This window comes from Paenibacillus violae (assembly GCF_032461945.1).
Taxonomy (GTDB): Bacteria; Bacillota; Bacilli; order Paenibacillales; family NBRC-103111; genus Paenibacillus_E; species Paenibacillus_E violae.
The window spans coordinates 352,040-374,012 of the sequence record NZ_JAWCUD010000002.1; the positions used below are offsets into that span (position 1 = coordinate 352,040).

Annotated in this window: 20 protein-coding genes and 1 riboswitch; of the genes, 2 read left to right on the plus strand and 18 right to left on the minus strand. The window is 45.1% G+C overall.

Features of this window, described 5'->3' with window-relative positions; all coding sequences use genetic code 11:
* The first annotated feature begins 61 nt into the window (after positions 1-61).
* Positions 62-1,315, plus strand: a complete 1,254-nt coding sequence (locus tag RQP52_RS08565; RefSeq protein ID WP_315950828.1) for an esterase-like activity of phytase family protein — start codon at positions 62-64, stop codon at positions 1,313-1,315.
* A 44-nt stretch (positions 1,316-1,359) separates the two neighbouring features.
* On the opposite strand, the gene RQP52_RS08570 is transcribed toward RQP52_RS08565, so the two are convergent.
* From RQP52_RS08570 to RQP52_RS08600, 7 genes are all read right to left on the minus strand, one after another.
* Positions 1,360-2,682, minus strand: a complete 1,323-nt coding sequence (locus RQP52_RS08570; protein ID WP_315950829.1) for a hypothetical protein — start codon at positions 2,680-2,682, stop codon at positions 1,360-1,362.
* Positions 2,683-2,906: 224 nt separating this feature from the next.
* Positions 2,907-4,049, minus strand: coding sequence for an acyltransferase domain-containing protein (locus tag RQP52_RS08575; RefSeq protein WP_315950830.1), 1,143 nt, complete (start codon positions 4,047-4,049; stop codon positions 2,907-2,909).
* A 153-nt stretch (positions 4,050-4,202) separates the two neighbouring features.
* Positions 4,203-6,461, minus strand: a complete 2,259-nt coding sequence (locus RQP52_RS08580) for an excinuclease ABC subunit UvrA (protein WP_315950832.1) — start codon at positions 6,459-6,461, stop codon at positions 4,203-4,205.
* Positions 6,462-6,539: 78 nt separating this feature from the next.
* On the minus strand, positions 6,540-7,784 hold the full coding sequence (locus RQP52_RS08585; protein ID WP_315950834.1) for a DUF4153 domain-containing protein: 1,245 nt from the start codon (positions 7,782-7,784) through the stop codon (positions 6,540-6,542).
* Entirely contained in the window at positions 7,774-8,013 is a 240-nt protein-coding gene (locus RQP52_RS08590; RefSeq protein WP_315950835.1) for a helix-turn-helix domain-containing protein, read from the minus strand. Before RQP52_RS08590 ends, RQP52_RS08585 begins: the two co-directional genes overlap by 11 nt.
* Before the next feature lie 10 nt (positions 8,014-8,023).
* Positions 8,024-8,506 carry a DUF2975 domain-containing protein gene (locus tag RQP52_RS08595; RefSeq protein WP_315950836.1) on the minus strand — a complete coding sequence of 161 codons (483 nt, stop codon included), beginning with the start codon at positions 8,504-8,506 and terminating at the stop codon, positions 8,024-8,026.
* Between the two features lie 179 nt (positions 8,507-8,685).
* On the minus strand, positions 8,686-9,666 hold the full coding sequence (locus tag RQP52_RS08600; protein ID WP_315950837.1) for a hypothetical protein: 981 nt from the start codon (positions 9,664-9,666) through the stop codon (positions 8,686-8,688).
* 130 nt (positions 9,667-9,796) lie between these two features.
* Here RQP52_RS08600 and RQP52_RS08605 point away from each other — a divergent pair, with 130 nt between their 5' ends.
* On the plus strand, positions 9,797-10,897 hold the full coding sequence (locus RQP52_RS08605) for a GerAB/ArcD/ProY family transporter (RefSeq protein ID WP_315950838.1): 1,101 nt from the start codon (positions 9,797-9,799) through the stop codon (positions 10,895-10,897).
* A gap of 3 nt (positions 10,898-10,900) precedes the next feature.
* Here RQP52_RS08605 and RQP52_RS08610 read toward each other — a convergent pair whose 3' ends face one another.
* From RQP52_RS08610 to RQP52_RS08660, 11 genes are all read right to left on the minus strand, one after another.
* Complete coding sequence (locus tag RQP52_RS08610; protein WP_315950840.1) at positions 10,901-11,131, minus strand: hypothetical protein; 231 nt, start codon at positions 11,129-11,131, stop codon at positions 10,901-10,903.
* A 12-nt stretch (positions 11,132-11,143) separates the two neighbouring features.
* Positions 11,144-12,292 carry a Ger(x)C family spore germination protein gene (locus RQP52_RS08615; RefSeq protein WP_315950841.1) on the minus strand — a complete coding sequence of 383 codons (1,149 nt, stop codon included), beginning with the start codon at positions 12,290-12,292 and terminating at the stop codon, positions 11,144-11,146.
* A gap of 1 nt (position 12,293) precedes the next feature.
* Positions 12,294-13,820 (minus strand): spore germination protein, encoded by a 1,527-nt coding sequence (locus tag RQP52_RS08620; RefSeq protein WP_315950843.1) that lies wholly within the window; start codon positions 13,818-13,820, stop codon positions 12,294-12,296.
* A 133-nt stretch (positions 13,821-13,953) separates the two neighbouring features.
* Positions 13,954-14,727 (minus strand): pirin family protein, encoded by a 774-nt coding sequence (locus tag RQP52_RS08625; RefSeq protein WP_315950845.1) that lies wholly within the window; start codon positions 14,725-14,727, stop codon positions 13,954-13,956.
* 129 nt (positions 14,728-14,856) lie between these two features.
* Entirely contained in the window at positions 14,857-15,345 is a 489-nt protein-coding gene (locus tag RQP52_RS08630; RefSeq protein WP_315950847.1) for a MarR family winged helix-turn-helix transcriptional regulator, read from the minus strand.
* Positions 15,346-15,488: 143 nt separating this feature from the next.
* The gene (locus tag RQP52_RS08635) at positions 15,489-15,830 is read right to left on the minus strand and encodes a DoxX family protein (protein WP_315950848.1); all 342 of its coding nucleotides are present in this window, start codon (positions 15,828-15,830) and stop codon (positions 15,489-15,491) included.
* Positions 15,831-15,970: 140 nt separating this feature from the next.
* Positions 15,971-16,642, minus strand: a complete 672-nt coding sequence (gene tenA, locus RQP52_RS08640) for a thiaminase II (RefSeq protein ID WP_315950849.1) — start codon at positions 16,640-16,642, stop codon at positions 15,971-15,973.
* Between the two features lie 88 nt (positions 16,643-16,730).
* A riboswitch (TPP riboswitch) is annotated at positions 16,731-16,831 on the minus strand.
* A 37-nt stretch (positions 16,832-16,868) separates the two neighbouring features.
* Positions 16,869-18,857 carry a right-handed parallel beta-helix repeat-containing protein gene (locus tag RQP52_RS08645; RefSeq protein WP_315950850.1) on the minus strand — a complete coding sequence of 663 codons (1,989 nt, stop codon included), beginning with the start codon at positions 18,855-18,857 and terminating at the stop codon, positions 16,869-16,871.
* A 55-nt stretch (positions 18,858-18,912) separates the two neighbouring features.
* On the minus strand, positions 18,913-19,743 hold the full coding sequence (locus RQP52_RS08650) for a carbohydrate ABC transporter permease (protein WP_315950851.1): 831 nt from the start codon (positions 19,741-19,743) through the stop codon (positions 18,913-18,915).
* On the minus strand, positions 19,736-20,614 hold the full coding sequence (locus RQP52_RS08655; RefSeq protein WP_315950852.1) for a carbohydrate ABC transporter permease: 879 nt from the start codon (positions 20,612-20,614) through the stop codon (positions 19,736-19,738). The genes RQP52_RS08650 and RQP52_RS08655 overlap by 8 nt, the downstream gene beginning before the upstream one ends.
* 30 nt (positions 20,615-20,644) lie before the next feature.
* On the minus strand, positions 20,645-21,955 hold the full coding sequence (locus RQP52_RS08660; protein ID WP_315950853.1) for an ABC transporter substrate-binding protein: 1,311 nt from the start codon (positions 21,953-21,955) through the stop codon (positions 20,645-20,647).
* Between the last annotated feature and the right edge of the window lie 18 nt (positions 21,956-21,973).

Consider the following 21,973-nt stretch of genomic DNA (forward strand, 5'->3'; position numbering starts at 1 on the left):
CTTCTATATAATGAGAGTGTCATCGTTACTGATGGATGAATTTGGGAGAGAAGGTGTTGACGTGAAGGTAAGAAAGCTCATATCCGCAAGTGCTGTCGCCGGTTTGTTGCTGGCCTCCGTACCATTCACTGCCGCTTCGGCCGCTACGACGGAAACAGGTGGACAAGCTCCAATGACGGAAGGCCAACAACCGAAAGCAGCGAAACCTCATAAGCAAGCTAAGCATGCTCAAAATCAAACGGTCGGACAACTTACGTTTATCGGTGAGCAACGGATTGCAAACGATCTAAAGTTCGAGGAAACGCTTGTTGGCGGATTATCCGGTATTGATTACAACCCAAGAACGCATCAGTGGATCCTGATCAGTGACGATCGTTCAGACAATGCTCCTGCCCGTTTTTACAGTGCGAAGCTGAAATACGATACCAAAAGTTTTTATGGCGTCGAACTAACCGGTATGACGGAGTTCAAACAAGAGGATGGCACCACTTATCCAAACAAAAAAGATTACACGGCTAATCAGCAAGGCATCGTCCCTGATCTGGAATCGATCCGTTTTGATCCTGACGGCAAAACGATCTGGTATACGAGCGAAGGCGATCGCACGCTTAACTTGAACCCTTTCATCCGCCAAGCGACATTAAAAGGCAAATATTTGTCTTCCATCCTGACTCCTAAAGCTTTCCAAATCGATGCCAACAGCGGAAGCTCCACGCAGAAAGGTTTCCGCAACAATCTCGCTCTGGAAGGAAGCAGCTTCTCTCCGGACGGAAAATACTACTTTACTTCCATGGAAGCCTCCCTCTACCAGGACGGCGAAATCTCGACGGTGGATGCTGGCTCTTATTCCCGTATAACGAAGTACAATCGAAGCGGTGACATCATCGCGCAGTATGCTTATCCGATTGACGCCATCCCGGCTAAACCCGGACCAGGCAAAAGCGCCGATAACGGCGTTTCGGAAATGCTTGCGATCAACGATCACCAGTACCTCATCTTAGAGCGTTCCGGCGTGCAAGCCGCCGACGGCAATTATTCCAATTATATTCGCATCTATGAAGCGGATGCCGCTCAAGCGACTAATGTGAACAATCTTAATTCCTTACCGTCCGGCCAATTTACGCCTCTTACAAAGAAGCTGGTGCTTGATCTTAATACACTAGGCTTGCCGAAGCTCGACAATGTGGAAGGCATGGCATGGGGACCGAAGCTCCAAAACGGGCACGACAGCCTTGTTCTTGTCTCTGACAACAATTTCGGCGCTTCGCAAGTGACACAGCTTCTAGCCTTCGACGTTTCACCTGAGAAGAAGTGAAAATCTCTATAAAAAAAGACCGCATTCGGCGGTCTTTTTCTTATTTATTGGCGCTCGAATTTCTTAACTCCCTTCGGAAGTGGGACATTCGCGGGATTCGGCTCCTCCCTCTTATCCGGGACGATCCTTCCATCCACGAGAATCGCCATATAAATCGTATTCGGATTCAGTTTATCTCTAGAAGGAGGTTCCATGGTTTCTACCTTACTGAAGAACAACTTTCCTCCAAATTCCCACAAAGGAAGACCACCGCTCTGCACGGCAGGACCAACCAGTTTTGTAAATTCTCCAACCTTACCATCTGGTATTACATCAATGCCTTCGGTCATACTTGAAGTAAGCGGCGTATTTTGACCATGTCGCATATTCACCTTGCCGGTTTCCCCAACTGGCATGTCACCGGTGACATCTACAGTTGCAAAGCCACCTAATGCGGATTCAAGCATATTGACAATAATCTCCCATTCTTCCTCATCTTTTGGAGGGTATACCGTAAGAAATTTATCGATAGGCTTAGAAGTTTGGGTAATATCGAATTTATGGTAGGCCTTCCAACTTTTAAGTAATGGACTGACCATCTGCGCAATTGCCAGACGCTGGCTGGCATCACCGGAGCCAACATGTGCTTTCCAACTTACGTGTGCAATCGTACCATTACCCCATGACATATAATTGCGGTCTTGCTCGTACCCACTCTTCTCCAAATAATCGTCCATCGTCTCGGAAGCTTTTATTTCTTTCTTCTCTTCCACGATCTCCTGTTGTCTTGTCAAAGGGGCCATTACTTCTCTTTTGCTAAAAGCCTCTGCACGACGGCGTCCATCTCGACCATCCGATGGTGCCTCCGCTTCTTGAATGACAGCTCGTCTCTGCTCGATACTCTCCAAAATCTCATTAACTTTAAGGAGTTTAGCCGGGTCCTTCTTCTTTAGTTTCTTATTGCTTTCTCTCAGGCTGTAGCTAGCACGCCAATCTCCAATAATAAGTTCGATCTTCTTTAATTGCTCTTTCTGAGCTGCATAATCCGTATTGCCTAATTTCTCGTAGACGACGAGCGCATCCCCGAGATTGCCCCACGATGTCTTACCGAACCCAAACTTTGTGCCGGCTGTCAGCCCATCGCTATCCAAATCCTGTTTCGTTGGCAGACCTGGTGCCCTTTGCACGACGTTTTCCGTTGGCGCTGCAGAAAGCTGCATGTCTCTTTGCAGCAACTCTCCAACTCTTCGGTTTCCCAATGTCCGCTGCAGCTGCATCCAATGGCTAGTTGTTGCGCTGCGCTCCACCTTGGGAACTGCTCGTTCGCCGCTTTCGCTATCCTTTTTCTGCACGCCCCGCATTGGAGCCTGCGAACGCATTCCTGTCATTCAAACCGCCCTTTCAGGATGGGAGTATATGGTAGTCAATATCTTTACTATACCATATCCAGCATGGAAGAGCGTTTCCCCTTTGATCACGCTCTTGTCCTTTGTTCCGCTTGATCTGAATCCTGCTCATCTCTACAGCAATCGTAACGCCAGATAAGTAAAAAGGAGTACCGACAGTTGTCAGTACTCCTTTTTCATTACTGATTCTAACAATAAATGGAATTTCATTTATCGTAAGATACGTTGCCAAAATCACCGCATAAATCAAGAAATATCCCATTCATATCAAATATCTCTTTATCCTCCTCTACATATTGAAGAACCTGTTTCCTTAACGAGGTATCAGGTTTGGCGTCTTTGACCTCCGTCAATTCATTAAACACAAAATTCCATAGGAAACGCACGGATCCCGCTGTCGGATATAGGTAGAACTGCTGTTGGAACTTTAAAATATTGCTCGTAGGCGGCAGCATCTCCCGAAGTTGAGGAGTAAAGAGCCATGTATGGCAAACCATGCCTTTATACTTGACTTCCGGGAAGTAGGCGGCAAAAAATTCCTTCGCTTTTAAATAAGTGTCTTTGATAGACTCCATATTAAATGCAGTATCTCTTGGGATGTGGATTTCAAGCAACGTATCATCTTTGTCCAGCACTTTTTCCCATTCATCTCTTTTAAGCTTAACTTGCTCCTGAAGTCCTTTGCCAATAGGAGTAATGGGATGTCCGATGAAGTACTCTTCCGTTTCTATATATTCCGTTACAAAACCATCGGTTGTCTTCTCTTTTTTACATACACCTTGCATATCGCCGTTTGCTCGCAGTTCCATTCCTTCACCGCATAAAAGTAAAAATCTTTCTTCCTTCGCATTGTAAAAACCTTTGACGACTCCGGAAAATTTCGCAGCCAGGAATTGCATGCCGCCAATCCGGAACATTCTGGCTTCGAGATGCCTCCAGATCCAGCTGAAATTTCTGATGGCATAATATCCCACTAGATTATAGGCATTTTGTACCCACACGCCGATATCCCGTAAAGTTTCTACGAATAATTCCTCACTCAGTCCCAATTCGGCATACTTCTGCTCGGCAAAAGGCAGCCTTTGCAAGGCGGCATGCAGATAAAACAACGAGGCTTCATTTCCGAACGTTTCTTCTACATAAGGGTGAATGGTTAAAGGTTCCCAAACCGTTGTCCAGTGACCACTTTCAATCGTATTTTTGTAAAAATCCATATAAATATCTAAAAGTTTTTGATCATTGTTCAGTTTATTGGCGATTTCCACCAATAGTTCGGTAGCTCCTTCAGGCATCAATATTTTCCTGCAGTACTGCTGGGTTAAATCTTTGGATAGTAACAAAAGTTCCATGAATGTACACCTCTCCTATTAAACAATTGCAAAATAAGCCGTGTTAGTATGTAAGTCTAGCTGTAACCCCATAAACGATGTTACAGCTATCAACTAACAAGTTTACAGCATGTAGGAGGTCCCTAGCAATAGAATCCGGTCATGATGGTTACGTTAAGTTCTCAAGTATTTTCCTGTGATCGAGTGCTCCGCATGGATAATCTGCTGTGGTGTTCCCTCGAACACCACTTGACCGCCATTGCTTCCTCCATCTGGCCCCATATCAATGATCCAATCCGCTTGGCTGATTACATCAAGATTATGCTCGATGACGATGACCGTATTGCCAGCATCCACTAGTCGGTTCATAATACCCAGCAGATGACCTATATCGGACATATGCAGACCAGTGGTAGGCTCGTCCATCACATATATGCTTCCCTTCTTATGCAGCTCACTGGCTAGCTTGATGCGTTGACATTCCCCGCCTGAGAGTGTGCTAAGAGGCTGACCGAGTGTAATATAGTTCAAACCCACATCACTCATCGCCTGCAGCTTGCGCACAACCTCTTTTAACTCAAAAAATTCCAAGGCCTGCTCCACAGTCATTTCCAGCACTTCAGCAATTGACTTACCGTCCAACTTGTAGGCAAGTACTTCTTCTTTGAATCTTTTACCCCCACATACTTCGCATGGCAGCTTCACGCTATCAAGGAAAGCGAGGTCTGTGTACACAACACCTAACCCTTGGCAGTTCTCGCATGCACCTTTGGAGTTGAAGCTGAACAAGCCTTGGTTCACTTTGTTCGCAGAAGCAAACGCCTTGCGTACATCATCCATAATCCCCGTATACGTTGCGGGATTCGAGCGGGTTGACACGCCAACGGCCGATTGGTCGATGACGATGGCATCCGTATGCTCGCTGAGAAACACCTCGTTAATCAGCGTGCTCTTGCCTGAACCGGCAACCCCCGTAACGACGTTCAGCACGCCGGTTGGAATATCGACAGACACGTTCTGCAAGTTGTGCAAGGAAGCATTCTTGATCGACAGCAGGCCGGATGGCTGCCTGCAATCGTGTTTCAACTGGAGCGGTCGCTTCATATGCGTACCCGTCAGAGTACCCGACGCCAGCAGGCCTTGATAGCTACCTTCATACATAATCGTTCCGCCGCGGCTGCCGGCATGTGGCCCAACGTCAACGATATGATCTGCGATCTTAATCACATCAGGATCATGCTCCACGACAATCACCGTATTGCCCTTGTCTCGCAGCTTCTGGAGCAATTCATTCAGCCTGTGCACATCACGGGGGTGCAAGCCAACGCTTGGCTCATCGAAGATGTACGTGACATCCACCAGACTACCGCTCAGGTGCTTCACCATCTTCACCCGCTGCGACTCACCGCCGGACAATGTGTCCGTCTCGCGATCCAGCGTCAAATAGTCAAGCCCGATATCCACCAGATGCTGCAACCGTTCTGTGAGCGACTTCACGACCGGTGCGGCAACCGCATCGTCGATCTCCCGAATGACGCGAATCAGCTGTCCGACCTCCATCGAAGCGAGATCGGCAATGTTGTGTCCATTAATTTTGCAATTAAGCGCAGCTTGACTGAGTCTAGCGCCGTGACAACTGTAGCAGGTCCCCTCTGAGATATACGGGGTTACTGCTTTCTGAGTACGCTCGGACATCGTCTTCAAATCCCGCTTGATGTACTTGTTCGTGAACTTCTCGAAAACACCTTCCACTGTAATATTGACAGCCTTGCCGGCGAATTGCATCTCTACTTTCCGAGCTTTGCTGTACAACAGTTGATCCAGTTCCGCTTCCGAATAATCGCTCAGCTTCTTGTCGGGGTCGAAGGACCCCGTCTGGATGATCATCGACCAGTCCATGCTGTTCACGGAATAATCCGGCAGCATAATTGCTCCTTCATTCAATGACTTGGACTTGTCTAACGCCTTGCTTATGTCAATGCCCAGCCTGCGGCCAATCCCGTTACACTCCGGACACATCCCCTGTGGATCGTTAAAAGAAAACATGTTGGATTGCCCAATATAAGGTTGACCTACACGGGAGAAAAGAAGTCGTAGAATGGGAGAAATATCGGTAATCGTACCCATCGTAGAATGAGATCCGCCGCCTAGCCGCTTCTGATCCACAATAACAGCCATGCTCAAGTTCTCTATTGCGTCCGTATCCGGCTGTGGATAGCGTGGGAGAAAATTCCGTACGAACAAGCTGAAATTCTCATTCAGCAATCGTGTGGATTCGGCAGCAATCGTATCAAATACGATGGATGACTTGCCGGATCCGGATACCCCGGTGAAGATCGAGATCTTTCGCTTGGGAATGCGCAAGGATACATTCTTGAGATTGTTCTCCCTTGCTCCAGAAATTACAATATACTCCTGGTGGAAATCGCTCATGCTAACATCCTTCCTATAGCAAAATTTTCTATCTATCTACACATTGTACCATTCTTCACTCTTTTAATAATCTTCACACTAAAAAATCAAAGGAAACATAAAGGTAACGATAGCAGCCCACAGTCCATAAATCGGCAAATACTTAGTAACCGCGTCCTGGATGCTTGAAAGCCCTGCCTTATTTTGCAGAAAACGCATATAAGCGATCATAATCCATATTAGATTAGCCCAGACAAGGAGATTTAAGCCAAGAACAGCAATCCTGTTGGGCGTTATCCCATACGAAGACAGCCTGAACACAATAGCTGATAAAGCCACACTGTCTATGATCAACGCGAGGATAATTAACGCGAAATTCAGGTAATCCGAAATGTTCTTTTTCTCGTCCTTGCCACTCTCCGTAATGGAAAAAATGGTGACGGCTAATACAGCAAGGAGTATACCGTTAAAGGAAAGGAGAAAATCACGATCCATGAATGGATTTTTCCCCACGGAAATCACCGTTACGAGATAGGCTACCAAGGTGACCAATACAAGAGGACTAAAGATTTTAGCGATATAGGGGGCAATATTCTTAGCAAGCTTAAGGTTTCTTGACACCAGATACGCAGCTACGATGGCGAGAGCGGCAGCACCGAATAATACAACGTTTTTAAAATAAAATTCCGCTATATCCATGCCTACAAATCGAAATAACTGCATGGTTAATGCGGTTAGCAGCCCCCCACTGATGGCCATAATGGCGTAGAGAATGCCGAATTCCCCATTAAACTTAAGATAAGCTAATCTTGCAAAGCCTTTGCGATAGTCATTTCCTGTAAACGCAAGCCCTACTAATACCCATAAGAAAATGGGAAGGTGGATATAAGCCAAGACAATACTGTCATTTTGTACGAGGGGCAGTGTATTTAGATAAATGCCTGAAATAATAAATAATGCAATGAGGATATACAGAATATTTTTTCTAGGAAAATTATTGTATACGAAATAGGCAGCTACAAAAGGCAGTATGCCAAAAACAAGGTTCAAGTGAGCTATGGCGTGCTGTTCAGCAAACTGGAAAATGAACCTGCTGACGAACCCGGCCAGAAGGGCTAAAATGCCCATGGAAATGAAATCCTTTTGGAACAAGGATGACTTCTCTGTATTCGCCGACTCCTTGAAATTCAGTCTTTCAAACCAGATTGCGAGAACTTGCGAACCCGGGTTTAGTTCCCAAGCCTGTGTGAAAGACTTTCTGAAAGTTTCAGGATCTTTTCGAAACAGGCGCTCCAATTCATGCGGGTTAGCCAAATTTTTAATAATCAAATTGCTAATCTCCATGGTCGTCCTCCCCTTCCGTATCGCCGCCGCTTTGATATTCTAAAATGTCGCCAGGCTGACAGTCCAAAGCTTTGCAGATCGCTTCTAATGTTGAGAATCGAATCGCTTTGGCCTTCCCATTCTTCAGAATAGAGAGATTCGCCATGGTGATGCCAACCCGCTCCGTCAGTTCGGTTACGCTCATCTTTCGTTTAGCCAACATCACATCAATATTAATAATAATTGCCATAGGGTTCACCTCAGACCGTCAAATCATTTTCAGATTTTATATCAATAGCTTCTTTCAAAAGCTTCTGGAGAACTGCTGCGAATACGGCAATGACGAAGGAAGCACCTATCAAAACCAACCCGATCACAATGATGCCGGGCGCGTCGTCTTTCTCCGCAATGAGATAAAAAATCGGCAACCCAATCACATACAAACCACTGAATGTCATTGCACAGTATTTGATGATCTTAAGAGCTCGCACAGACAATTCTGAGAAAGCCGTACCCTTGTCAATGTAGCCCAAAAGTTTAAACGCTTGATACAGTGCCAAGTAAAAAGGTATCGCTGTGGCATACAAATCCATCATAACCAGAGCATCCAAATAACCATGATCCGGATACAATTCTACGGCATAGTTCGCTATCTTTGGCACCAAATAAATGCACAATGCCAGCACTGGAATTCCAATTAGAATTAAGACAACTTTTAAAAATAGGGTTGAGCCTCGTTTCATTACCATGCACCTCACTTCTTAATTTTCGATTTAAATTTAACATAGTATTTATTGTTTTTCAATAAATAATTACCGATTATAGCTATATTTTTATTCTTAAGTTAAATTCTCATCGTCATAAACAGAAAAAGAGCACTCCTCGTGTCAAGGAAATGCTCTTTCGTCCTCTATACTCACAATCAGCCATAGTTAGCTGTATATACTTCCAAAATTTTGGCATCCAGTGCCGTTCGATTCATTTGTTTAAGTCCCATATGAATGACTTTGAGAGCTCTATCATTCAATTTTGCGCCGTCCCCAATCATGTCGAGATCTCCTTCATACTTCAGTCCCGCTTTGCTATCAATATCCACTTTCATGGAGCTATCGTCGATAAAAGCCGGCAATGATAAAACATGAATAATTTTCGCCGGTTTCTTCAGCGCCATTTTTTCTTTGTAACCATTGGCTTCGGCTCTGCTTTTCGTAATAAAGGAATGACCTTTACTCCACTTATTGTAAGTGGCGTTAGCTGCAGCGTTATCACGACCATGTGTGCTAATCCCTGAACCTTTCCCGCCCTTACTCGCTTTAATGCCTCCGGCAAGAATATCCGCTACATTCTCCTCAAACGTTGCGTGGTAGAAAATACACGCTGCTAATACCGCTTGAATTGCTTGGTCTATGTTTCCTCCAGGGTCGGCAATGGCATCATCCTGCTGATTTTTTCTGGGGTTCAGGAAGATAGCTTTGAACGGCTCCCGATTGACAATGATTTCTGCCAGCTCCCTCTCGGTATGTACAGTGTTCACATAATCTGCCATAGCATCCCTTATATTGCCCGCATAGTTCGGCATGCCATCTTTCCCTTCGCTTCGATCCCTCATTTTCGTCCATAATGCACTGAGCTTAATATGCGTCCAGGTGACTTTGGTTTCATCATCAAGCGATCGTTGAACGACAGTCCCTTGAGCTGTTTGCGGCGTGATTCGCCTTTGAACCATAGTAGCCACAGCTTGATTGCCAATCGTACGTTGAAGCAGCATCATTTGCGATAAGCTTGCGATAGATGTTGTGTCATAACTTGCTTGATCGGAAGTTGTTGCAGCGTCCATGGATTTGTTAGTAGGACTAGACGTGCTTGGTTGCCGCACCGTATGTTGGCTTCCCGCTGAACTCATGATTCATCCCCTTTTCACAATAAACATGCCATTTTATAGAAAATTATACCCCACTAATGGCTTTTGTTCACTTATTTATTGTAGGAAAGAAGGGAATACTGGAAGGATCTGATTTTCAAGGAGTACATCTATGGAGTCCGCCGAAAAAATAACAGGAACTCAAATATGTTTATTAATTTTTTCATTTGTAGCGCCTACTGTCATTCTTGTCATACCAGGCTTGATGTCGACGATATCAAAACAAGATGCTTGGATAACGATTCTTCCTGCGTTTTTGATCGGAGCATTAACGATTATGGTGATGACAACCTTATCGAAACGTTATCCAGGTCAGTCGATTATTCAGTACAGCTGTCAAATCATTGGGAAATGGCCTGGGAAATGTTTGGGCTGCTATTATATTTATTCCTGGATCAATTTTGATTTCGTTATCCTGAATCAACATGTACAGTTTATCAACACGGTTTTGCTCATGAGAACGCCTTCTATCGTTATTAGTTTAACATTGGCCATTTTATGCGGGATTGCCGTCTATATGGGGATCGAAGCTATCGCAAGAGTGAATGAATCTCTCTCTTTGCTCATTCTTGTTTTGTTGATTCCCCTCTTGATCCTCATGCTTACAGAGGCAGATCCGGAGAGGCTTCGTCCAATTCTAAGCAAAGGCATCGTACCAGTTCTTCAAGGGTCCATTTTTCCTGCTGCTTACTTAAGTCAATTTTTTATATTGGGATGGCTTATCCCATTTATGAATCAACCGAATAAAGCAACCAAAGCTTCGTTCATTTCATTGTTTACCATCTCAGGCCTTCTCGCGATTACGATTATACCGCTCATTATGGTCTTTGGGCCTTTAACGAAAAAATTAACGTTTCCCGTGCTTAGCGTGATTCAGTATGTTGGTTTGAAAGGAAGCTTTGAACGTTTAGAGGCATTAGCGGTAGCTATTTGGGTTATGGGATGCTTTATCAAAATATCTCTAACTTTTTTTATCATCTGTTTAAGTTTAGGGCATCTTTTTAACATTAAACGGTATAAGGACTTAGTCATCCCAATAACGATTTTGTCCGTGCTTGGTTCGATTTCAATTTTTGTCAATTATTCAACCGATTTGTCAAGTTATTTGAATTATACATACCCTAGCTATGCCTTATTAACACATCTAGTATTACCGCTAGGCTTACTCTTGATTGATTCCACAAAAAGGCGCTGGAAGAAGTCCGTTCATTAGCCTTCAACGGTTTAGAATAAGCTTGCCAATCGGCTGAAAAATCGTATTCAAAGGTGCTGTTGTGCTTGGAATATCAACATGGGCTGCCAATAACGAGCCGAGAATCGTACATATTCCCATCAAGCAACCATATAAACCAGCCGTTACAGGCTGGTTTTTCTTAAGAAACATTCGAACTTTATACAACGTCCAACCCAGCATTACAATAATAAGAGTTACGATTTGTAAGATCATTTTCTAAATCTCCTATTCATAGAAGGAAGAATGTACCATTCCCGCTCCATTTAGCGTTATATGAACTTCGATGGATATCTCCGCCTCTGGAAATTGCGTATCCCATTGATCTTTCAAAGCCTCCCACTGATCAGGGCTATTTTTATAAACTTCTTGGCCGAAGCCCACGCTGTCAACTTGATATTTCTTTTGGATTTTAGACAGAAAATCTTGAACTTGCTTTTTGGCCGCATCTTCCAGCGCCTTTTTAATTCGTTTCAGATTGTCCGGATCCGTAATATCCAAATCTGAAGTATTCTCAACCAAACTTCCTTGACCTTCAAGTTTAATTTTGAATTGTACGGAATCTTTTGTAGTGTGCGTAACAATTTTACCTTTGGTATGGATTAACATCATCCCGACTTCCCCGGAGCTTTGCGGGACATTTGCCGTGATTCTGCCGTACTTCAGCTTGTCGGTCACCCACATAAACGCTAAAGTTTCATTGACATCTAATAAACCGGATAATTTGTAATCTTTAAATACGCCGGCGCCAGCAACCCTATAAATTTGCCTTTGTGCTTGATTGGAGTCGATCTCAGGCTCAATTAACCCTACTACGGGGTGAACCCCTTCACTATCGGTTGAAATAAAAAAATCTCGTAAAGTGACGGCGACATCATCTCCCGAAAGTTGCAATTCTTTGGCTACTTCACTTGGTATTTCTTTTAAAAGAGACGCCATCTTCCGCTCGCTTTTCCCATCGCCGTCTTTAACTACCATAATATAAGCCTTCAAACGATTCCTGGGATCATGTGTAAAGATATCCAATAAATCTTCCGTTCCATGTCTAGCTAAACGTTCACTAATAAATACTACGCTGCGGTGAGAGTAAAACAAGCTATGAGCGCTCTTCTTCTGCAGTTTTTGATGAACCTCGTTACCCGTTTTTCCTTCAGCAAATATGACATATGAATTTTGATTATTACTGCTCCCCCCACCGCTAACTGCGCCTTTGGAAGTTGTAGGCGCAGCGATTTGCAGATAACACATGATGTTTCCATTATCCGCAAGGTCTAGTGCAGTAGCCGTAACAAAAGCAATATCATTCATTTCCGTACGGTCCCAGCACCCGCTAATGAAGAAGAATACAAGAAGAATTATATATTTGAGTATGCTCATCTCATTCCCCCTCTTGATTCGGTCTTAAGGAAGGGCGGAATTTAGCCCAAATCGGAATCCGTATCAGGACATCTTTCAAAGCCGTAAGCTTAAGCGGAGCAACTGGCGAAAAATACAGACTTCCGAATGAACGAAGGTTGGTTACGTGCAGCATAATGGCTAGCAACCCTAGTACAATGCCATAGAGGCCTAGGATCCCCGCTAGGAATAACATTGGAAAACGGAGTAATCGAATCCCGTTTGCGAAACTGTATCGCGGGATCGTAAAGGCTGAGATACCGGTAATAGACACGATAATAACAACCGGCGCAGAGATAAATCCGGCTTGAACGGCTGCCTGACCAATGACCAGACCTCCGACAATGCTTATGGCTTGGCCAATCTGTTTAGGCAGACGAATGCCTGCTTCTCTTAGGGCTTCAAAAATAACTTCAATTAATAATGCCTCAATCATCGCAGGAAAAGGAACAGCATCCCTTGAGGAGGCAATACTCAGCACAAGATTAGTAGGGATCATCTCCTGGTGGAAAGTTGTAATAGCTACGTACATGGGCGGTGCAAATATGGCAAAAATGATAAAGAGGAAGCGAATCCAACGAACAAAAGTAGCGATTGGCCAACGGATATAATAATCTTCGCTTGCCTGGAGACCTGTCCAGAATGTCATCGGTACCACAATAGCAAAAGGCGTGGTATCGACAAGAATGGCCACTTTCCCTTCAAGTAATTCAGCAACCACCACATCCGGGCGTTCTGTGCTGTGAACTTGGGGAAATGGTGAATACGGTTGATCCTCAATAAATTCTTCTATATTCCCCGAGTCAAGGACACCCTCCAGCTTGATTGGCTTCAATCTTGCTTTTACTTCGTCAACAACGGTTTCGGAGGCAATCCCTTTCAAGTACGTAATGGCTATTCGCGTCTTGGAAAGCTCGCCAAGGGTGATATACTCCATTTTTAACTTTGAAGTTTTGAGTCTGGCACGGATCAGGCTGATGTTGGTTGAAATATGCTCAATAAACCCATCCCTTGGACCGCGTATAACGGGCTCGGATGAGGCTTCATCAATACTTCTCTTGGACGTGCCGGGAATTGAAACTGTCGTCACGACGCTGCTGCCCGTCGCAAGAATAGCCGCGTGACCCTCTAAGATGTTCGTGACAGCTTCAGACACTTTTGTCGTGCGAATCGCAGTACCGATGGAGATCATTTCGCTCTTCAAATCTCCGAATTCCTTCGGATATGTATCACTTGTTACACTCATTAACAATGGCTTAATAACATTCTCTTCAAGTGTTGTTTTATCAATCAAATTCTCTATATAAACAATGAGCCAATGCACATTCTGGTTAACATCTATCCTCCGATAAGCCAAGTCGGAGCAATCCTCAAACGTTTCTTGCAGCAACTTTTCGTTTTGCTCAATATCCGCTGTGAATGGAGTAGGACTGTCTTCCTCCAGAAGGGAATTTTTCGTACCAGGAGGATATTTATGTGAACGGAATTTACCTATTTTTAACCAACCCATGCAAGATCCTCCTAATGAGCACAATCATTGCTATTATGCCGAATCGAGCGAAACCTATACGGAAAGTGCTTATGGAGCGGCAGGAAGTGCAAAAAAAGACGAAGTAACATCGCTGTTACCCCGTCCTCTATTCTTATCTTGCTTTATTATACAAAGGATATTCGACTTTCGTCGGAATCTCGACGATAAACATCCGAAGCTTCTCACCCTCAGCGTGAACCTTCACTTCTACTTCTTCTTCGGCTTGTACAATGGCAAAGTCTTTGTTTGTAAAAGAAACGCGATTCTCCTCAGTCGTCCATAGGATACCAGACTGGCCGCGAAACGCTAAAGCTGCGAACGTACGGTTTGGCAATAACCGATGAACGTACGTTGCCCCTGCTTCAATTTCGATATCGTACATGTTAACGTCGGTTACAAGCTTTTGGATCGGAGAACCTTCCCCGACAACCGTTTTCACGTTGACGCCATCCTGGGTATTACGAGGAAATTCATCGTCATGGAAAAAGGTGTACACCGGTTCGCGATTTAACGCATCTTGCAAATATGGTTCCAACCAGATTTGAAAACCTTCGTATCCCGCATTGACGGTCTCAGCGTGATGCATGCCCGATCCGGTTTGCATCAACTGAACGTCGCCTGCTGCAAGTGTACTCTCTGTGCCAAGCGTATCACGGTGAGTTCCTTTTCCGCTGATGCCGTAAGTTAGAATTTCAAAGCCCTGATGAGGATGAAAGCCAATGCCGCCTTCCTTAACCGCATGCCCCCATGACCAATAGAAAAGAGGTCCGAGCCGCACGGTAGCAGCTCCTTGGCCTGAAAATCCTAGCGGTTTCTGCGCATAAATTCTTCCTCCGTCAAATGATTCTTTCCCTTGAAACTCTGGGCTTAGAACTTGTATGTTCATTTTCATATCTCCCATCTATACCAGATATAAATGTATTATATATATATTATAATAATAGGATATTTTTCATCGATAAAAATGACCCTCATTTCTTCAGTTAGAGGGTCTTTTTTTGCGCCATACCAAAGGTTATGACTTCTTATCATCTTCATGTCCGTTTGCATCACTTTGACGATTCTTAATGCCGTATCCAATTTTCTTAAGGAGGACAATGAGTTCGAGCTTCTCTTCATCCGTCACAAACGACAAATCGTCGGAGATTGCTTGTACATGTGTCGGAAAAATGTTATCAAAATAGCTTCGACCTTCTCCGGTCAATGCCACATTCACCTTGCGGCGATCACCTGGAATAGGAAGGCGTTCCACGAATCCTTTTTTCTCAAGCTTATCCACCACATAGGTGATACTCCCGCTTGGTATCGAGAAAGTGTCGCTAATTTTCTGTATGGGATGCGGACCTTTATTGTATAGAAACTCAAGGATTTGGAACGTTTCGATACTGAGGTCAAAGCTATCAATGCTCCGTTCCATGCTCCCAAACAATTCTTTTACCATGTTTCTTATGACACGTATAAGTCTTAAATCAAGCTCTATACCCTCTTTATCACGTTCAGTCATACGCCAACCACCTTATTTGCGTTCTTATACACAAGGATATTCGACTTCTGTAGGAAATTCAATTAGAAAAAATCGAAGGTCTTCTGCTTCAGCATAATTCGTAAGAAAATTGCGTAGACATGTGTTCATATGAATAGCTTGCTTCAGTTCAAAATAATGACAATAACAGCAAGTATGAAAAGAAGGATGGGCATCATGGCTTTAGCAACTGGATCTTTCACGCGAACCAAGTGGACCAGAGCCGCAACAAACATGGTAATTGCCATAAGAATAGCACCGATTAAGGCATATGGACTAACCCAAATGCCGATAATAATGATAGCGGCTGACAGTACTTCTACTAAACCAGTAAAAATCCTCATTCCCGGCGATAACCGATAGCGCTTGAATTCGTCTACCATTTGTTTGCTGCCAAACTTCATGAAACCAAACAGCAGAAACCCGATCCCTAAAATAATTTGAAGCACGATGGACAAAATATGCATGTGAATCACCCCTATTAATATTTAGTATAACGTTAGTTATTCTATTACTAGGATATATATTAGTCAAGATATAATTTTAGAACTGAACAAAAAAAAGGAGCTGCCGCTCGGCAATCTCCTTGTTTCATTCCTGTTCCTAGCTATTCATCTGGCCAGCTTTCCATCCGGTAAGCCATCTCCCAGAACAGATATTCATATCGCGTCGTGTTCAGAAAAATCTCTTCCAGCCGAATAAGCTCGGATTCCGGCTTTCCTTCGGCAAGCCGATCGAGCAGCCCGATGCACCACTGCGCTAACGCTCCGAACTCTTCCGAGCTGTACATTTTTATCCAATCCCCATAATAGGAATGTTCGCTTACTCCGGGCAATCGGCTTAGTTCCTTGCCAATTTCGGAATAACTCCACATGCAAGGAAGAAGTGCCGCAGTTAGCTCGGCTAACGATCCGTTTTGCGCCGTATGCAGCATATAATGCGTGTAAGCCAACGTAACTGGGGAAGGTTTGGCTTGTTCCAACTCCTCTACTGTGATGCCGAATCGAGCAGCATATGCTCTGTGAAGGGACATTTCTTCATTCAATGTGGAGTCCAGCAAAGCAGCAAATTTTCCCATAACCGCCAAATCATCCGATTTGACCGCTCCTAATGCGAACAGTTTGGCATAATCTTTTAAATACACATAGTCTTGAATCATATAAAAGCGAAACTTTTCCAGATCTAGCGTACCGTCTCCCATTCCCTGAACAAACGGATGGGCGTGGTTCCTCCGCCATATCGGTTGCAGTCGCTCATATAAACGTTCAGAAAAAGTCATTGTCTTATCCCCTTTTTTAATAATTCTAGTAGTCAAAACAAAAAAACCGCTTTCTAATAGAAAGCGGCCGCGTTATGACAGGTACCCATACGACAAACAACCACTTCCCTTCGCTAGCATTACCTAGATCAGGTGTAAGGGTTAAGACCAACGTCTTTCTCAGCTATGACAGCACCCCTAGTGTTCAATACGATTCAATTGTCTAGTCAAATCTTACCACAATCTGCTATTGCAGCCAATCCCCTACCATGCTTGAAATCTCCCACTGCCCATCTGAACGGCCCACCAGCACAATAGAGTTACCCTGCAGGTTGGTTCCAATCAGGGTCTTTCCTCCATTAGGTGTCAGAATTGTCTTCCCAGGCTGTGTTTGCAAATTAAGCCGATATGCTGCTTCCACAAAAAAAGTATACGAAACACTGGCTTTAGCTGTTGGCAATAGCAGGGTGACCTCAGCGGATGCGCCGGCGTTGGTGATTTTGAAGCCTATGTAATCGAAAGTGACGGATCCGGATGCGGGATAAGCATGAATAAGCAGCGGTTGTTTGACGGCATAGATATCCTCGGCTGAGGGGTCTATTGCATATAGCTTTTGGCCTCCACCTTTGACTGAACAGCCCAAATAGGAGACGTTCCGCAGCAATTCTGCGTTGTTTTTCTTTAACGAGAATCCTCGCTTTATCAGCGGAACCTGACGCGTATCAACGGATTCGCACTCCGTATAAACCGCATTTCCGATAGAGGTCCTTACCTGCGACGGCACCGTTGTGAGGATGAACGAGGAGCCGTAACCATAAGGGTCTTCCGGCTGGTTTACTGTGTTACAGTTTATCGCCCGGCACCGAATATAGGAGCGCTTCGCGCCGTCGGCTGAGAAAGATAAGTCCGAGAATCCGGCGTATTGCTCACTTTCCGCGATACAATCAATCAGTTTGATCTCGCCTTGCACGGCTTTCGTGCCATCTCCACCATAATTCATGGAGAAACCAAACGAATTCCCTTTCGTTTTGCATTTATCAAAAACGATATCGATAGGCTCACTGGTAGCCGTTGGTTTCAGCAAAGTGACGAGGAAGCCCCGGCCTGTATTCCCATCTGCCACACATTGGATGAACCGAATATTTTTCAACAAATCAAGTTGGCCGTTCGGTTCAATATCGACTCCACTTTGCGGGGCTGTTCCTTTCGTATTGGAGAAGCGACAGTTCTCCACGGTGAGGCCATCTACAGAGATCACGGAGAGTCCTTGTCTTCGGTTATTATCCGCGCGGCAATTGCGAAGCACGATATTCCGGCAGAAACCTACCGTCGATTCGAAATATCCGATATAAAATCCATCTCCGCCGCTGTCATTTGCGTTGATATTCTCAAGGATAATATTCTCCGAACCGCTAATATCGAAAATATGGGCTTGTTCGCCTGTCGTGTACGCCGCCTTGTTCATACGTAACGTGGAGCCGTTTCCGTTGATATACACGTCTTTAACGGTTTTGATGCGGATCAATCGTTCATAGACAGGCCCTACTTTGCTCAGTGTATCTACCGCTTGTATGACGGTCCCCGGCTCGAATTCAATCGCAATTTGACCCGGAATGAACAATTGGCCTGTTAAATAAAAGCCAGTCCGCTGCTTGGGAATAAACAATTTGTGACCTGACGCGGTATTTAACGCTGTCTGTAACGCCAGCGTATCGTTCGTGACGCCGTCTCCTTTGGTGCCGAACCAAGAAGCAATCAGCGTATCCCCGTAGATCCGCTTGAACCGCTTGCCGTTAGAGGACACAAGTACGGTTCCCGTATTATCTACGGATGTAGTGTCGTTCGGGTCATAACGGAAGAAGCCCTCCTGCATCTCGTTCGTTACATAATAAGCGAGCGCAGGATCGGGCTCGAGTTCGACCCTCAGGTCCTCCAACTTAACTGCGACGCAGAATTTCATGTCCAGAATCTCAAGCATCTCGGTTTTACGTTTCTTAATCGCCACGCCATATACGGAACTTGTAACGGATTGATCGCTGGCAAAAGCGGTAGACCCGCCTGCTATCTGCCATAATCCGCTGGAGACAGCGGCAATTCCTCCTAACCCTAGCGTGGTCAGCAATTTCCTGCGGCTAAATAATGGCTCCTTATATCCTTCCTTCTCCCCTGCTTCCTTTGCGTCCACTGGAGCAGCCGCTTCTTCCATTTCATGTAATTGGTTAGATTGTTTAGACATAGCTGTAGTCACTCTCCTTTTCCCGATTCGGGCCATTTGTTGGAGTTCCGTAAAGTCAGCCTTTCAATCCAGTTGAAGCGATTCCTTGGACGAAGTATTTTTGAGCAAATAAAAACACGACAAGGACGGGGACAATGGTGATGACAGCACCAGCCATGATCAGGGTCATCCGGTTTTGAACTTCGTTTTTCAGAAACAACAGCCCAAGAGGCAGGGTAAACATTTGTTTATTTTGCAAGTAAATAAGCGGTTCTAATGTGTTATTCCAAGCGCTGATGAAGGTGAATACAGCTAGTGCAGACAAGGCAGGTTTCGCTAAAGGAAGATAGATCTTATAGAAAATTTTCCAAGGGTTCGCTCCATCCACCCAAGCCGCATCATACAGTTCCTTCGGGAGTGTTTTGTAAAATTGGTGCAGCAGAAAGATGCCAAAAGCCCCGCCGAGGAAGCTCCTCAGAATGAGCGGATAATACGTATCGAGCGCACCGACGGATTTCCAGATAAAATACGTTGGAATCATCGTAATTTGGGATGGCAGCATCATTGTGCCAAGCATCGCCAAAAATATCAGGTTCCTGCCGCGAAATTGGAAAAACGCCAACCCATAAGCTACGATTGCACAGGAAGCTACGGTGCCGATTAAATCCATGATCGTGACAAAGATGCTGTTCATCGTGTACTGCAGAAAGTTGACCTCAATCCATACCTGACGGTAATTTTTCCAGACGAACGGGTCCGGGATCAGTTTGGGCGGCAAGGTTAGTTCCGAGCCAGCTGCTGTTAATGAAGTCGAGAGCATGTATAGAAAAGGCACAAGCATAAGAACAGACCCGAGACCTAATATCGCATAAGCGGTAACTTTCAAGCTGGTGTAGGAATTATTCATAATGCACCCACCTCTTTTCCGTTACCTTCTGTACAATGGTGATGGCTAGAATAACGAGGAACAGTCCCCATGCCATTGCGGATGCGCTGCCCATTTTGAAATTCAGGAAGGAATCGCGGTAGATCAAGATGTTAGGCACCATATTCCGGTCGGCGACAGAAATAACATCACCCAGCATGACTAGAAACACATCAAAGGCATGGAAAGCAGAGATCGTTGAAAGGATCATGACCATATACACCATGGGGGACACGATCGGCATCGTTATTTTGGTAAAAAGCGTCCAACCCGTCGCCCCATCCATCCGCGCCGCTTCCAGCATTTCTTCGGAGATATTCTGCATGCCGGCCAAAATGAGAACCATGGAATACCCGGCACCCTTCCAGATGTTAACAAGTGCAATAGAACCAATGACTAACCACCATTTCCCACTGCGTATCCAATCGACAGGTTGGAGTCCGAGCGTGTGCAGAATCCAGTTCAGCAGGCCGTATTCATTGTTGTAAATCCACAGCCAGATCATGCCCCCTGCAACCCATGGCGTGATCACAGGGAGAAAGTAAATCATCCGGAACAAGGATTTGCCACGGATCTGCTGATTGAGCAGATAGGCAAGAATGAGCGCAGTGAATGTCTGAAGCGGAACGAACAATATGGCAAAATAACCGACGTTGCGCATCGAAAGCCAGAAAACTTGCTGGTGCAGGAATTGGCTCCAATTACGCAGTCCGATCCATTGCGGCGGGTTGAATAGGTCCCACTTCGTAAACGTTAAATAGAGTGAAAATACGAAGGGAAACAAGAAGAATATCAGCAGTTGCAGGACAAAAGGTACGGTGAAGACGAAGCCCCACCAGCCTTGTTTGCGCATCGGAGCACCTCTTTTCAAGTCCAATCCGGTTTATTTGTTTTCGTCGAGTACGCCTTGGACTTTCTGCTGAATTTCTTTGGCGCCATCTTCCGCAGTTCGCTTGCCATCCATGATATCGTTCAGGATTGGCCCCGCTGCTGCACGCCATTCGTTCCAGGATGCGTTCTCATCCAGGGTGCCCCCCGCTTCTTCAATCCCTTTCGTATAAGCCTTCTTGTTAACCGGTTTCGTCGTGGACTTCTCAAGCTCGGCCAGTGCTGTTTTCTTCACGGGCAAGCTTGTGCCGCTTTCAGAAAGCAAGCCTTGACCCTCATCGCTCAAATAGTACTTGAGGAATGTCCAGGCAGCTTCTTTCACTTCGGGTTTCGATTTGGAATAAACAATCCATTGGTTCACAACCATTGGAACGAAGCGTTTGCCATCCATGCCGATCGGCATTTTGACGGTGTCCCAATCAAGGTCCGGCTTATTTTTATTAAGAGAAACTTGTGTGGCGTATTGGAAAAAAGTCATGGCCACTTTCCCGTTCTCGAAAAACTTGCCGGTGGTTGCCGCTTCTCGCGTAGGGCTAATCTTCAGCTTGTTGATGGTATCAGCCCATGCCGTCAGTCCTTGAATCGACTTGGGATCTGTGAACGTGGCTTTCGTTAATGTCAAATCAAGCGAGGAACCGCCATAAGCCCTCATCCAGGGCAGCCATCCTAACGTAATATTGCTGCCTGCCTGAAAGCCATAAATATCCGGTTTTCCATCCCCGTTCGTATCTTTCGTCAGCTTTTTGGCCGTTTCAATCATGTCGTTATACGTCCAGTCGTCCGTCGGAAAAGGAATGTTATTCTCTTTAAAAATTTGTTTATTGTAGGCTAGCGCTCCTGGGTTGATGCCATGTGGAATCCCGTAAATTTTGTCATCTAATTTAGCGGATGTCAGTGCACTCACATAGTCGTCGGTTTTCAGATCGCGCTTGATGTATGGTGCCAGGTTCTCCGCTACCCCGCGTTTCCCGTATCCGAGAACCACCGCATTTTCTTGCAGCCAAAGATCAGGGGGATTATTCCCCGCGATACGAGTGACGATTTTCGTGACAAAATCCGCCCATGGCGTCTCCTCGATTTCCAGCTTAATATTCGGGTACTTCGCTTGAAAATTCGTGATGATCTTCTGGCTGGTGATGTCATAACCGCCGGGTAAGCCGATTTTCAGTGTGACATCTTTCAAAGGGGCTGCTGTTGCCGTTCCTCCTGAATCGCTAGGTACAGTAGCCGCAGGTTTACCGGTTGAACAGGCTGTGAGGAGAGATAGAGCTACCATAAATCCAATAACGGTTGTCTTTTTGCTCATGAGTGTGACCTCCCATTA

What these genes read in the sequence shown, in the direction of transcription:
- RQP52_RS08625 (WP_315950845.1), bottom strand. Translation starts at nt 14,727, where the DNA reads ATGAACATACAAGTTCTAAGCCCAGAGTTTCAAGGGAAAGAATCATTT.
- RQP52_RS08605 (WP_315950838.1), top strand. Translation starts at nt 9,797, where the DNA reads ATGGAGTCCGCCGAAAAAATAACAGGAACTCAAATATGTTTATTAATT.
- RQP52_RS08620 (WP_315950843.1), bottom strand. Translation starts at nt 13,820, where the DNA reads ATGGGTTGGTTAAAAATAGGTAAATTCCGTTCACATAAATATCCTCCT.
- RQP52_RS08630 (WP_315950847.1), bottom strand. Translation starts at nt 15,345, where the DNA reads ATGACTGAACGTGATAAAGAGGGTATAGAGCTTGATTTAAGACTTATA.
- tenA (WP_315950849.1), bottom strand. Translation starts at nt 16,642, where the DNA reads ATGACTTTTTCTGAACGTTTATATGAGCGACTGCAACCGATATGGCGG.
- RQP52_RS08660 (WP_315950853.1), bottom strand. Translation starts at nt 21,955, where the DNA reads ATGAGCAAAAAGACAACCGTTATTGGATTTATGGTAGCTCTATCTCTC.
- RQP52_RS08600 (WP_315950837.1), bottom strand. Translation starts at nt 9,666, where the DNA reads ATGAGTTCAGCGGGAAGCCAACATACGGTGCGGCAACCAAGCACGTCT.
- RQP52_RS08645 (WP_315950850.1), bottom strand. Translation starts at nt 18,857, where the DNA reads ATGTCTAAACAATCTAACCAATTACATGAAATGGAAGAAGCGGCTGCT.
- RQP52_RS08595 (WP_315950836.1), bottom strand. Translation starts at nt 8,506, where the DNA reads ATGAAACGAGGCTCAACCCTATTTTTAAAAGTTGTCTTAATTCTAATT.
- RQP52_RS08610 (WP_315950840.1), bottom strand. Translation starts at nt 11,131, where the DNA reads ATGATCTTACAAATCGTAACTCTTATTATTGTAATGCTGGGTTGGACG.
- RQP52_RS08575 (WP_315950830.1), bottom strand. Translation starts at nt 4,049, where the DNA reads ATGGAACTTTTGTTACTATCCAAAGATTTAACCCAGCAGTACTGCAGG.
- RQP52_RS08590 (WP_315950835.1), bottom strand. Translation starts at nt 8,013, where the DNA reads ATGGCAATTATTATTAATATTGATGTGATGTTGGCTAAACGAAAGATG.
- RQP52_RS08615 (WP_315950841.1), bottom strand. Translation starts at nt 12,292, where the DNA reads ATGAGCATACTCAAATATATAATTCTTCTTGTATTCTTCTTCATTAGC.
- RQP52_RS08580 (WP_315950832.1), bottom strand. Translation starts at nt 6,461, where the DNA reads ATGAGCGATTTCCACCAGGAGTATATTGTAATTTCTGGAGCAAGGGAG.
- RQP52_RS08585 (WP_315950834.1), bottom strand. Translation starts at nt 7,784, where the DNA reads ATGGAGATTAGCAATTTGATTATTAAAAATTTGGCTAACCCGCATGAA.
- RQP52_RS08570 (WP_315950829.1), bottom strand. Translation starts at nt 2,682, where the DNA reads ATGACAGGAATGCGTTCGCAGGCTCCAATGCGGGGCGTGCAGAAAAAG.
- RQP52_RS08635 (WP_315950848.1), bottom strand. Translation starts at nt 15,830, where the DNA reads ATGCATATTTTGTCCATCGTGCTTCAAATTATTTTAGGGATCGGGTTT.
- RQP52_RS08650 (WP_315950851.1), bottom strand. Translation starts at nt 19,743, where the DNA reads ATGAATAATTCCTACACCAGCTTGAAAGTTACCGCTTATGCGATATTA.
- RQP52_RS08655 (WP_315950852.1), bottom strand. Translation starts at nt 20,614, where the DNA reads ATGCGCAAACAAGGCTGGTGGGGCTTCGTCTTCACCGTACCTTTTGTC.